The organism is Cupriavidus sp. IDO, assembly GCF_000812465.1.
Lineage (GTDB): Bacteria > Pseudomonadota > Gammaproteobacteria > Burkholderiales > Burkholderiaceae > Cupriavidus.
Genome location: NZ_JWMA01000110.1, coordinates 1 through 12369, shown reverse-complemented (window position 1 = coordinate 12369; position 12369 = coordinate 1). Strand labels below are relative to the sequence as shown.

Below are 12369 nucleotides of genomic sequence, written 5' to 3'. Positions count from 1 at the left end.
GCCACGGTCATCTGGCGAGGCTTCCTCGTCTTGCACGAAATCACCGAGATGTTCCGAATCTTTAATTCAGGCCCATAACTTGTGGGTAAAGCTCAGCCTTGAGTTGGGGGTAGGAGAATGAAGCGAAGCGGTTCCTGGAAGGGCGCTCCGGCAGTCAGCACAAGCGGCGTGGCAATCGAATTTGCCAGAGCCGGATACAACGCCAGAATCCTTCTTGATGGCGTGGGCTAGACGTTGACCTCAGCAGCAATCCGCGTGAAGCACTCAATGACCTTGCGCGCCATCGGCGATGGCGTCCGGTTGCGCAGGCTCACGACGCCCATTTCGGAATACAGCGCAGGCAGGCCGTGGATCTGCAGCGGGAGCAGCGTGCCCGCGGCGACATCCTCCTGCACCGAGACCTGCGTCGCGGCAAATACGGTGTCGGTGGACAAGGCAACCCGCCGGAGGACCGCGATGTCATCGCATTCCAGCGCGAGCGTGGTCTCCTGGCCTGCCGGCAGGTCCAGGTACCTGGCCAGCACGGCGCGGACGGGTCGTGGCATTTTCGTCCCCGCAACGCCATAGCCCCACACGTCTTTCAGGGTGCACGGGCGTCCGGCCAGCGGATGCGAAGCGCGCACGTAAAGGCCGCCTGGCTGGGTGCCAAGGGGCCGGATTTCCAGTGCGGCGTCATCGGGCAGGTCGCGCACGTCGGCGACGAAGAACTCGATGTCTTCCGCGCGCAAGCGCTCCAGCAACTGCGCCCAGTTGCTTTCCTCCACGCGCAGGGCAACCTCCGGATGCTGCTGCCGCAGTTCGGCCAGCACGCGCGGCACCAGGGTAGCGGCCGGGAACGGGCCGGCGCCGAAGGCGACGTCTCCGAGCTGGCTGTCGCGATAGAGATCGACGTCGCGCTGCAGGCAGCGCGCGTCGAACAGCAGCCGCCGGGCGCGATCGATCACGAAGCCGCCGGCCGGCGTCGGGCGGACATCCCCGACGTCCCGGTCGAACAGGCGGATGCCCAGGTCGCTTTCGATGGCCTGGATGCTGCGGCTGAAAGCGGGCTGGCTCAGGTGGACACGCTCCGCCGCGCGTGCGAAATGCAATTCGTCGGCAAGGGCAACGACGTGGCTGAGGCGGCGCAGGTCAATCATCTTGATGCTCGCAGTGCATTGGAACGTTTCGCACTATGCATTGGACGCATTGGCATGGCAAGCCTACAGTCATCCGGACCTCAGAGTCATTCAGACCATAGAGCGAGATCGGAGACGCCCCCAATGAGTTCGCAACTGCAGAACATCCTGATCGTGACGGTCATGCTCGGCTTTGCCGGTGTGGAGTTCGTCACACAGCGCTACCAGCGTAGCGTTCACGCCACCCGCGACGACACCTGGCTGGAGCTGGGGATGTTCGTGAGCCTGGTTGCGCTGACGCAGCCGCTTGCCTTGCTCGCCACAAACCAGCTCTGCCAGTGGCTGATGCCGGACCAGCGCGGCGCATGGGCGGGCCTGCCCTGGTGGGCCATGGCCGCAATCCTGCTCGTGTGCGACGACATGACCCAGTACTGGTGGCACCGCCTGTCGCATACGCCGCTGCTGTGGCCACTGCACCGCGCGCACCACACCGCGCAGTACATGAGCATCCGCATGACGTACCGGAACAACTTCTTCTATTACCTGATGATGCCGGGCCTCTGGATCGCGGGCGTGCTGCTGTATCTCGGCTTCGCTAAGGTCTATGGCGTCTACCTACTGATCAAGATCACGGTGATCCTTGGCGCGCACAGCGCCTGGCGCTGGGACGAGCCGCTGTACCGCATCCGCGCGCTGCGCCCGCTGATGTGGATCCTGGAGCGGACCATTTCCACGCCTGCTACCCACTGGGCCCACCACGCGCTGACCAACGAGGACGGCATCGGGCACTACAAGGGCAACTTCGGCAACCTGCTGTTCTTCTGGGACATCCTGTTCGGCTCCGCGCATATCACCCGCAAGTATCCGCCCGGGGTTGGCCTGCAGGACGACCTGCTGTTCGGGCAGGAGCGCTGGTACATCCAGATGTTCTATCCGCTGTTCCAGTCGCGCCGCGAGCATTCCGCCCTGCGCTTTGGCGGCCGCGCATATGCCGAAGCGGAAACCGGCACGGAAATGCAGGCCCAGGTCAGTGAGCAGCGGAGGTCGGCATGAATGACCGTGCGCTGACAGAAGAACTGGCGGTGCAGGCTGCCCAACATGCCCAGGTGGAATCGTTGTTCGCCGCCCAGCAACGGGCCTTCCTGCAGAACACCTTTCCCGATGCCCGCGAGCGGCAACATCACCTGCGCATACTCAGGCGGCAGCTCCTGCGCTACCAGGATGTGCTCGCCGAGGCGATCTCGCGGGACTTCGGTGAGCGGGCCATTGCCGAGACCAAGATGCTCGAGGTGTTGCCGACCACGCTTGCGATCCGCCACGCCGTCTCGCATCTTCGCCGCTGGATGCGTCCGAGCCGCCGCTGGCCCGAACTGCTGTTCGCGACCAACAGCCTGCGGGTGAGCTACCAGCCCAAGGGCGTCGTCGGGATCATCGCAACCTGGAATTTTCCGGCCTACCTTTCGCTCGGACCGCTGGTGACGGCGCTGGCCGCCGGCAACCGGGCCATGATCAGGATGCCGGAGACCACGCCGGCCACCAATGCCACGCTCAGGAAGATGCTGGGCGAGGTCTTTGCCGAAGACCACGTCGCGTTGATCGGTGAGGAGCTGGAAGATCCGGGCGTCTTCACCGCGCTGCCGTTCAACCACATCGTGTTCACCGGCTCGCCGACCATCGGCCGTGTTGTCATGGGGCAGGCGGCGCGCAATCTCACGCCGGTCACGCTGGAGCTTGGCGGCAAGTCGCCCGCCATCGTGTTGCGCGACTATCCGGTGCGTGAAGCCGCCCGCCGCATCGCCCACGGCAAGGGGATCAACTGCGGGCAGGTGTGCGTGGCACCTGACTATGCGCTGGTGCCGCGCGAGCACATGGACGCGTTCGTCGAGGCCGTGAAGCAGAGCTTTGGCGAGATCTACGGCAGGCGTACCGACACCAGTGCCGACTACACAGCCTTGGCCAGCGAGCGCCAGGCTGCGCGGATCCGCAGCTTGCTGGACGATGCGCGCGCCCTGGGCGCGACGGTCATCCCATGCGGCGAGGCCGGCGCCGGGCGCAAGCTGCCACTCCATATCGTTACGCACTGCACGCCAGACATGCGTCTGATGCGCGAGGAAATCTTCGGCCCCATCCTGCCGGTGGTGCCCTACGACACGCACAAACAGGCGATCGAGTTCGTGCAGCAGCAGGCCCGCCCCCTGGCACTGTACTGCTTCAGCCACGACGCGCGGGCGCGCGAGAACCTGCTGGCGCGCACGCATTCCGGCGGGGTCACGATCAACGACTGGGCCTGGCACGCTGTCAACCACGACGCGCCATTCGGCGGCGTGGGCCAGTCAGGGATGGGCAACTATCACGGCGAAGAGGGCTTCCGGGAGTTGTCGCACGCGCGCACAGTGTTCAGGCGGCATCGATTCTTTCCCATCGGGTTGTTCTATCCGCCCTATGGCAACCTGGTGCAGCGCCTCACGCTGAAGCTGTTCGCCGGCCACGGTGATCCCGCAGTGAAGAAGCCGTTCTAGGAATACAAGCGGGAGCCGGGCAGCAAAGTTGACGCAGGCATGCGGCGGCGCTTGCCACGTGCTCAGAGCTTCCGTGGCTGCCCGAGCTCCGGAGGCGCCGGTGCCGGCAGGGGCGTGGCAACCGGCTCCAGTCCTGTCGTTCGTACGATCGTGGCGGCCGCGGGCGATGCCAGGAACTGAACAAGCCGCGAAGCTGCCGCCGTCTGGTGGCCGGCGACCATCCCCGCGGAGAAGAACACCGATTGCTGCAACTCGGCCGGCAACGGGCCGACGTAGTCCAGCTCCTTGAATGGCAGCAGCTCGCTGACTTGCTGGAAGCCGATTTCTGCGTCGCCTCGCGCCACCACGGCGCCGACGCGTTCGCTGTAGATCTTGCGGGCCTTGTCCTTGATCTGGTCCGCGACGCCGAGCCGGCGGAACAATTCATTGGAAAGGTAGGTGCCGCTGGCACTGGCCGAATACGCAATGGATTTTGCGTTGAGCAAGGTCTGCCTCAGGCCTTCCACGGTGCTGATATCGGGCCTGGGCGTGCCTTTGCGGACCGACATGCCAATCAGCGACCGAGCCAGGTCGACCTGGCTGCCTGCCGCCACCTTGCCTTCGGCTACCAGCTTCTCAAGGCCCGAGTCCGCGAGGATCACCACATCAAAGGTCTCGCCGCGGGCCAGCCGGCTGGGAATGGAATCGGGTGCATTGCCCATCGATGCACCGTAGGCGGTGATGACCCGGTCCTGCGTGGCGGCTTCGTACAGCGGCACCAGTTGCTGGTACGCGGCAGTGAAACCACCCGAGGTAATGACGCGGATATCGTCTGCCCAGGCGGGGCCGGCCAGCCATAGCAGGAAAACAAGAGAGGCCTGCCTCGCGGCCATGGTGGTCAGCTTCATGTCGTCTCCGTGATTTCGTTGCTGGCGGACGGGACCGCCAGTCAGTCTCGATCTTTTGTATGCGCCGGCCGGTACCTCATGGCGCAACCGTCAGGCATTGCAAGACTATCCTGGTCAAATTATTCTGTGAATTGCAATGTTCTGATGGTTTCATGCATGTCGCGCATTAATTTCGCCCTTGAGGATTTGCAGGCATTTGTCGCCACTGCGGAAAAGGGAAGCTTTCGTGTGGCCGCCGAGACACTTCATATTTCGCAGCCGGCGCTCAGCCGGAGAATCGACAAGCTGGAAAAGACGCTCGGTTCCCGTTTGCTGGACCGCACCACGCGGCGCGTGGAAACGACCAACATCGGCAGGCAGTTCCTGGAGGAGGCCCGGGCCGCCCTGGACATTCTTGACGGCGCGGTATTCCGGCTCGGCGATGAGGCCGCGCTCCGGCGTGGACTGGTGACCGTGGCGGCAATACCGTCTGCCGCGCTGCATCTGCTGCCCGATGCCATCAACGTGTTTGCAAACCGGCATCCGGGCGTGCGGGTGCGGGTGATCGACGAAAGTGCAAATGCCGTGCTGGCCAGCGTCCTGTCGGGAGAATCGGATTTTGGCCTCAACTTCATGGGCGCCCAGGAACCCAATATCGAATTCCGCGCGATCCGCACCGAGCCCTATCGGCTGACGCTGCGGCGCGACCACGCCTGGGCCGATCGCAAGTGTGTCGCATGGGAGGAGCTGGCTGGGCAGAGGATGGCCGGTGTTTCAAAGCAAAGCGGCAATCGCGCCCTGATCGAGAATGCCATTGCGCATCTTGAGCGGCGTCCGACTATTTATTACGAAGCCAATCACGTCGTCGGCGTACTGGCGCTGGTCGAAGCTGGCCTTGGCATGGCCGTGCTGCCCGGCCTGGCGTTGCCGTCAGATCATCCCCGGCTGTGCGCCATCCCGCTGATTGAGCCTACCGTGGACCGTGTCCTGGCGCTGATACGCCGTCGCGACAGGCCGTTGCAGCCTGCGGCAAAGGCGCTCTATGAAACTCTCGCTCCGGAGACGCCCGCCGATTGACTTGCCTCCGAATCGGGCCTGAAGTCCGACCTTTGCAACGAGGAGGGCAAGCGCTTCATATCGGGAACTGGGTGGTCGACAGCACCTGTTTGAGCACCATGAATGTCCGTATCTGCCGCACGCCCGGCAGGTAAAGGAGCTGTTCAGCATGGAGGCGGTTGAAGCTCTCGCTGTCCTTCGTCCTGAGCATCATGAAGTAGTCGAATTCGCCGGTGACTTCATGGCACTCCATGCATCCTGAGACCTTCTGCACCGCATTCTCAAAGGCGGCAAACGATTCGGGCGTGGACCTGTCCAGCACGACCCCAATGACGACCAGCATCCCGGCTTCCAGGGCGCCCGGGTTCAACAGCGCCACGATTCCCCGTATCAGTCCGGCCGCTTTCAGGCGTTCCACACGGCGCAGGCATGCGGGCGGGCTGAGGCTGACCTTGCCGGCCAGGGCCAGGTTCGAGATGGACGCATCGCGCTGCAAAGCGCGGAGGATGGCCTTGTCCGTGCGATCCAGCACCAGTGCAGGCTTCCGGGTAGCCTCGGATTTCGTACGTAATTTAATTTTGGCTGTTGCCATTTCCGCAAAATAAAAATAATTCCCGTGTGCATCAGGAATTTTTATCGTGCAAGAACTGGCGGATCTTTGCAAGCACCTTTCGTCTGAGCTTTCTTATGATGATTCAAGACGCAGCGCCATAGGGCTGCCTTGCGTGCCAACCACAACCCTGGAGCCATCATCATGAACCTGAAGCGATTTCCGCGTCATTCCCTGACCTTTGGCCCGACACCGATCCATCCGCTGTCGCGGCTGAGCAAGAGCCTGGGTGGCAAGGTCGAGCTCTTTGCCAAGCGCGAGGACTGCAACAGCGGCCTTGCCTTCGGCGGCAACAAGACCCGCAAGCTCGAATACATCATTCCCGATGCCCTCGCGCAGGGCGCCGATACGCTGGTCTCCATCGGCGGGATCCAGTCGAACCAGACGCGCCAGGTTGCTGCCGTAGCGGCTCACCTGGGACTGAAGTGCGTACTGGTGCAGGAGAACTGGGTCAACTATTCCGACGCGGTCTATGACCGCGTGGGCAATATCCAGATGTCGCGCATGATGGGGGCCGACGTGCGCCTGGTCAGTGACGGGTTTGATATCGGCATCCGCCCGAGCTGGGAAGAGGCCATGGAAAGCGTGCGGCAGGCCGGCGGCAAGCCTTATCCAATCCCGGCGGGCTGCTCGGAACATCCGCTTGGCGGCCTCGGCTTCGTGGGGTTTGCAGAGGAAGTGCGGGCACAGGAAGCCGAGCTCGGCTTCAAGTTCGACTACATCGTCGTGTGCTCGGTCACCGGCAGCACGCAGGCCGGCATGGTGGTGGGATTCGCGGCCGACGGCCGCGCGGATCGCGTCATCGGCATCGATGCGTCGGCCAAGCCGGAGCAGACCCGCGCGCAGATCCTGCGCATCGCGCAGCATACGGCGGAACTGGTCGATCTCGGCCGCGACATTACCGCACAGGACGTGGTGCTGGACACCCGCTATGGCGGACCGGAGTACGGCCTGCCGTCGGCAGGCACGCTCGAAGCCATCCGTCTCAGCGCGAGGCTGGAGGGCATGATGACCGACCCGGTCTACGAGGGAAAGTCCATGCAGGGCATGATCGACATGGTCCGCCGCGGCGAGTTTCCGGAAGGATCGAAGGTGCTCTATGCCCACCTGGGCGGTGCCCCGGCACTGAACGCCTACAGCTTCCTTTTCAAGGACGGTTGATATCGCGCAGGCACCGCCTGCCAGTTGGGAGCTGCACGCCCGGACATCCTGCTGAGGGATGTCCGGGCGTTTCTGTTTGTGAGGCTTCGACGGTTCCCTCGACCCAGCCAAGACCCCTTCGAACGAAAACAACCACCATCACGAGTGCATGCCGCATCACCGCGTAAACCCGCGTCCGGCGCCAAAGTCATTGCCGTATAAATTCAGCCTGATAAACTAAGATTCATACACATGAATCAAAGAGCGCGCAAAGCCGCAGCCAGGAGACCACCGTGCAAGACCGTCCCCGCTACTTCGTCTCGACCAGCGAGATCGAGGGCTATCACCCCGCCAACCACGTCGGCACACTCAACCGCCGGCTGATCAGCCCCGAGACCGTCGGCTCACGCCATCTCGAAGTCATCCACGGCACCATCGAGAAGGGCAAGGGCGCGCTGCCCCATGCGCATCCGGGCATCGAGCAGGTCTGCTACGTGCTCGAAGGCCGCGCCGTGGCCGAGGTCGCCGGCCAGCGCAAGGAACTCGGCCCGGGCGACTGCTGCTTCTTTCCGCCCGACGAAATGCACGTGTTCACCGTCGTCAGCGATGAGCCGGCCAAGATCCTGGTGATCTATTCCCCTCCCTACGAGGAATCCCCCGAGCGTGTGGTGCGACCCGCATAGAAATGCGGGCGTGATGCAGGCCGGTATAACCAGTCCACAAGCAGGAGACAAGCATCGTGATAACCGTAAAGAAGGCCTTCCTCAGCGTCATGCTGGGCTGTGGCGCCGCGCTCGCGGCCACTTCATCCGCCGGTGCGGCGGATGGGTACCCGTCCAAGCCGATCCGGCTGGTGGTGCCGTTCGCGGCAGGCAGCGGCACCGACGCCGTGGCGCGCCTGACTGCACGGCATCTGGGCGATGCGCTGCAGCAGCCGGTCATGGTCGACAACCGGCCTGGCGCCAATGGCTCGATCGCGGCGGAGTTCGTGGCCAAGGCGCCGGCGGACGGTTACACGCTGTTCATGACGACGAACACCACGCACTCGGCCAATCCGTCGCTGATGAAGCAGTTGCGCTATGACCCGGTGAAGGACTTCACGCCAGTCTCGCGCATGGGCAACCTGCCGTTCATGCTGGTGGTCAGCCCCTCGTTGCCCGTGAAAACGCTGCAAGAGTTCATCGACTACGCCAAGGCACACCCCGGCCTGTCCTATGGCAGCGGCAACAGCACCGGCATCGTGGCGGGTGCCACCCTCTCCAAGATGGCCGGCCTGAAGATGCTGCACGTGCCGTACAAGAGCACGCCGCCGGCCATGACCGACGTTATCGGCGGGCAGATCCAATTGATGTTCGTTGACTTTGCCGCCGGCATTTCCAATGTGAAGGCCGGCAAGCTGCGCGCGCTGGCGGTGACCACTGCGCAGCGCAGTGCACTGCTGCCGGACCTGCCGCCGATCGCCAGCGTGCCGGAACTCAAGGGCTTCGATATCACTTCGTGGAACGGCGTGTTTGCGCCCGCCGGCACGCCTGCGCCGATCGTGGAGCGGCTTAACCGCGAGCTGGTTGCCATCGCATCGAACAAGCAATACGCCGCGCAGTTCCATGGCTTCGGCTTCGAGCCGTTCGGCAGCACGCCGGCCGAGCTGGGGCAGTTCGTGGTGGCGGAGCTGCAGAAATGGTCACGCCTGGTCAAGGATGCGGGCATCCAGGCTGAATAAGGACAAGGCAATGAATTTCGATCTCTCCGAAGAACAGTCTTCCATCGTCGAGGCGGTTCAGGCCGTCTGCTCGCAGTTCGATATGGAGTACTGGGACCGCCTCGATGTCTCCGCCACCTACCCGCACGAGTTCTACAAGGCGCTGTGCGAGGGCGGCTGGCTGGGCGTGGCGATGCCGGAGGCGTTCGGCGGTGCCGGGCTTGGCATCCTGGAAGCCGCGATGGTAATGCAGACCATCTCGCAGTCCGGCGCGGGCATGACCGGCGCATCGGCGGTGCACATGAACGTGTTCGGCCTGAACCCGGTGGTGGTGTTCGGCACCGAGGCGCAGAAGGGGCGCTTCCTGCCGCCGCTGATCGCGGGCAAGGAGAAGGCCTGCTTTGGCGTGACCGAGCCAGACGCCGGACTTGATACCACCAAGCTCAAGACTTTTGCCAAAAAAGTGCCAGGCGGCTATTCGGTGAGCGGCCGCAAGATCTGGATCTCCACCGCGCAGGTGGCGGACCGCATGCTGCTGCTGGCGCGCACGCAGACGCTGGAATCGGTGAAGAAGCCGACTGAAGGCCTGTCGCTGTTCTACACGAAGGTGGACCGCAGCAAGATCGAGATCCGCGAGATCGACAAGATGGGCCGCGCGGCCGTCGACACCAATATGCTGTTTATCGATGACCTGTTCATTCCAGAGGAAGACCGCATCGGCGAGGAAGGGCGCGGCTTCGAGTACATCCTGCACGGGCTCAACCCCGAGCGCATCCTGATCGCGGCCGAGGCGATCGGCCTGGGCCGGGCGGCGCTGGCCATTGCCACGCAGTATGCCAAGGATCGCGTGGTGTTCGGCCGCCCGATCGGCATGAACCAGGGCGTGCAGCATCCGCTGGCGCAGGCGTGGATGCAGCTGGAATCGGCCAACCTGATGATGCTGAAGGCCGCCGCCCGCTACGACGCCGGCCAGTCCTGCGGCGCAGAAGCCAACGCGGCCAAGTACCTGGCCGCAGAGGCCGGCCACAACGCCTGCCAGACCGCGATCCTGACGCTGGGCGGCATGGGCTACTCGCGCGAATACCGCGTGGAGCGCCTGCTGCGCGAGTCGTATATCCCGCGCATCGCGCCGGTCAGCCCGCAGCTCATCATGTGCTTCATTGCCGAGCGCGTGCTGGGTTTGCCCAAGTCCTATTGAGTCCGCCGTGCCCGAGATGAAGACAAACAATGCGGAAATGAGCCGTCCCACCGGGCCCCTGGCGGGCATTCGCGTGGTGGACATGACGTCGGTCGGGATGGGCCCCTACGCGACCCAGATCCTGGGCGACATGGGCGCCGAGGTCATCAAGGTGGAAGCGCCCGCCGGCGATGTGTTCCGCCACGCCGAGCCCGCGCTGCACCCCGGCATGGGCGCCACCTTCCTGAACCTGAACCGCAACAAGCGCTTCGTGATGCTGGATATCAAGCGCGAGGCAGACCTTGCTGAACTGAAAGCGCTCATCGCCGGCGCCGACGTGTTCATTTCCAACGTGCGCCCGCAATCGCTGCGCAAGCTCGGGCTGGACTATGAATCGCTGCGCGAATCCAATCAGCGGCTGATCTACTGCGGTGCCTATGGCTACTCGGAGACGGGGCCGTATGCCGGCATGCCCGCGTTCGACGACATCATCCAGGCCCGCAGCGGCCTGGCGCAGTTCCAGGGTGCGAATTCCGCCGAGGGCCCGCAGTACGTCAACACCATCCTGGCCGACAAGGTTGCCGGCCTGACAGTGGCCTACACCATCCCGATGGCGCTATACGAGCGCGAGCGTTCCGGGCTCGGGCAGGCCATCGAAGTGCCGATGTTCGAGACGCTGGTGTCCTTCCTCGCCGTGGAGCAACTGGCCGGCCAGACCTTCATTCCGGAGCGCGGCCCGGCAGGCTATCCGCGCGTGATGTCGCCGCACCGCAAGCCGTATCGCACCCAGGACGGCTACATCGCCTTGCTGCCGTACACCACGGCGCAATGGTCGCGCTTCTTCGCCTTGTCGGGTCACCCGGAGCTGGCGACCGATCCGCGCTATGTCGACCCCGCCGCGCGCAGCGCCAATATCGACGCGCTGTACGCCACGCTGGCCGACATCGTCAGCCGCCGCACCACGGCGCAATGGCTGGCGCTGCTGCAGGACGCCGACATTCCGCACAGCGAAGTGGCGTCGTTCGAAAGCCTGGCCGATGACCCTCACCTGCGCGCCACCGGCATGCTGTTCGAGTACGACCATCCGACCGAAGGCCGCCTGCGCGCGGCAGGCATCCCCACGCGCTTCTCGCGCACGCCCGGCAATATCCGCTCCTGGCCGGAAGCGCTGGCCGGCGGCAACGCGCCGGCCCCCGAGGCGTAGCAGCCCCGCCGGCCCGCGTACAATCTGGCCCGGGCAAGGTACAAGGAAGCCGGACATGGCAGAAACGGAAGCGGCCGAGAAGGGTGGCCATTCGAGCGTGAAGACGGCACTGCGCGTGATCGAGATCATCGAGATCTACGCACGCGAAGGACGTTCGCTCACGCTGACCGAGCTGGCGAAGCTGCTCGGCGCGCCCATGTCGAGCTGCCTCGGACTGATCCGCACGCTGGTGTCGCTGGGCTACCTCTACGAGACCGGCCGGCGCCAGGGCTACTACCCCACCAGCCGCCTGCTCAGCATTGCCCAGCGCATCTCCCGCAACGACCCGCTGCTCGAACGCGTGCAACCGGTGCTGGAAGCGCTGCGCGATGCCACCGGCGAGACCGTCATCTTCGGCAAGCTGCAGGAGGACGGGCGCGTGCTTTACCTGGAAGTGCGCGAGTCGGCCAACCCCGTGCGCTACACGGCCACGCCGGGCGAGGTGCGCGATGCACACATCAACTCGATCGGCCGCGCCATCCTTGGCGCGATGAGTGCCGAGGCACGTGACGGCATCCTCGACAAGCTCGCATTCACGCCACGCACGCCGCGCACCGTGAAGTCGCGCGCCGCGCTGGCAAGCGAACTGCAGCGCTGGCAGGAGCAGGGCTGGTACCCGAATTTCGGTGAATCGTTTCCTGACCTGGGCGCGATTGCGGTGCCGGTGATGTTCGGCAATGTTGCCTATGGCATCTCCGTTGCCGGGCCGATCCACCGGGTCGAGGCGAATGTGGATGCGATCGTGAAGGCGCTGCGCGGGGCGGGCGCTTCGCTGCGGGAGTAGCGAACGAATCGCGGGTCTGTGTGAGCGTGGGGGCTTGCCGCCACCGCTCGCAAAGGCTCCCCTCTCCCGCGCAGTGGGAGAGGGGTGGGGGTGAGGGCCGGAGGTTCAACGAAGTAAAGGCCACCGGTATGCCAGCGCCTGCCCCCCCCCCCCGCCCCCC

The 12369-nt window shown here is 64.5% G+C and carries 12 protein-coding genes; 9 read left to right on the top strand and 3 right to left on the bottom strand.

Features of this window, described 5'->3' with window-relative positions:
- Positions 1–227: 227 nt before the first annotated feature.
- The gene (locus RM96_RS26645; RefSeq protein WP_338011434.1) at positions 228–1136 is read right to left on the bottom strand and encodes a LysR family transcriptional regulator; all 909 of its coding nucleotides are present in this window, start codon (positions 1134–1136) and stop codon (positions 228–230) included.
- A gap of 123 nt (positions 1137–1259) precedes the next feature.
- On the opposite strand from RM96_RS26645, the gene RM96_RS26640 reads away from it, so the two are divergent.
- Together RM96_RS26640 and RM96_RS26635 are read left to right on the top strand one after the other, a co-directional pair.
- Entirely contained in the window at positions 1260–2168 is a 909-nt protein-coding gene (locus RM96_RS26640) for a sterol desaturase family protein (RefSeq protein ID WP_039014742.1), read from the top strand.
- On the top strand, positions 2165–3634 hold the full coding sequence (locus RM96_RS26635; RefSeq protein WP_039014741.1) for a coniferyl aldehyde dehydrogenase: 1470 nt from the start codon (positions 2165–2167) through the stop codon (positions 3632–3634). Before RM96_RS26640 ends, RM96_RS26635 begins: the two co-directional genes overlap by 4 nt.
- Positions 3635–3696: 62 nt before the next feature.
- On the opposite strand, the gene RM96_RS26630 is transcribed toward RM96_RS26635, so the two are convergent.
- Complete coding sequence (locus RM96_RS26630) at positions 3697–4521, bottom strand: substrate-binding domain-containing protein (protein ID WP_039014740.1); 825 nt, start codon at positions 4519–4521, stop codon at positions 3697–3699.
- A 156-nt stretch (positions 4522–4677) separates the two neighbouring features.
- Here RM96_RS26630 and RM96_RS26625 point away from each other — a divergent pair, with 156 nt between their 5' ends.
- Positions 4678–5577 carry a LysR family transcriptional regulator gene (locus RM96_RS26625; protein WP_039014743.1) on the top strand — a complete coding sequence of 300 codons (900 nt, stop codon included), beginning with the start codon at positions 4678–4680 and terminating at the stop codon, positions 5575–5577.
- Between the two features lie 55 nt (positions 5578–5632).
- Here the strand turns inward: RM96_RS26625 and RM96_RS26620 are convergent, their stop codons facing one another.
- The gene (locus RM96_RS26620; protein WP_039014739.1) at positions 5633–6148 is read right to left on the bottom strand and encodes an Lrp/AsnC family transcriptional regulator; all 516 of its coding nucleotides are present in this window, start codon (positions 6146–6148) and stop codon (positions 5633–5635) included.
- 162 nt (positions 6149–6310) lie between these two features.
- Here RM96_RS26620 and RM96_RS26615 point away from each other — a divergent pair, with 162 nt between their 5' ends.
- From RM96_RS26615 to RM96_RS26590, 6 genes are all read left to right on the top strand, one after another.
- Positions 6311–7327 (top strand): 1-aminocyclopropane-1-carboxylate deaminase, encoded by a 1017-nt coding sequence (locus RM96_RS26615; protein ID WP_039014738.1) that lies wholly within the window; start codon positions 6311–6313, stop codon positions 7325–7327.
- A 272-nt stretch (positions 7328–7599) separates the two neighbouring features.
- Positions 7600–7989, top strand: coding sequence for a cupin domain-containing protein (locus RM96_RS26610; RefSeq protein ID WP_039014737.1), 390 nt, complete (start codon positions 7600–7602; stop codon positions 7987–7989).
- 89 nt (positions 7990–8078) lie between these two features.
- Positions 8079–9026 (top strand): Bug family tripartite tricarboxylate transporter substrate binding protein, encoded by a 948-nt coding sequence (locus RM96_RS26605; RefSeq protein WP_052279757.1) that lies wholly within the window; start codon positions 8079–8081, stop codon positions 9024–9026.
- Between the two features lie 10 nt (positions 9027–9036).
- Positions 9037–10203 carry an acyl-CoA dehydrogenase family protein gene (locus RM96_RS26600; protein ID WP_039014735.1) on the top strand — a complete coding sequence of 389 codons (1167 nt, stop codon included), beginning with the start codon at positions 9037–9039 and terminating at the stop codon, positions 10201–10203.
- A gap of 16 nt (positions 10204–10219) precedes the next feature.
- Complete coding sequence (locus tag RM96_RS26595; protein WP_039014734.1) at positions 10220–11386, top strand: CaiB/BaiF CoA transferase family protein; 1167 nt, start codon at positions 10220–10222, stop codon at positions 11384–11386.
- A gap of 55 nt (positions 11387–11441) precedes the next feature.
- Positions 11442–12209, top strand: a complete 768-nt coding sequence (locus RM96_RS26590; RefSeq protein WP_039014733.1) for an IclR family transcriptional regulator — start codon at positions 11442–11444, stop codon at positions 12207–12209.
- Positions 12210–12369: the final 160 nt, after the last annotated feature.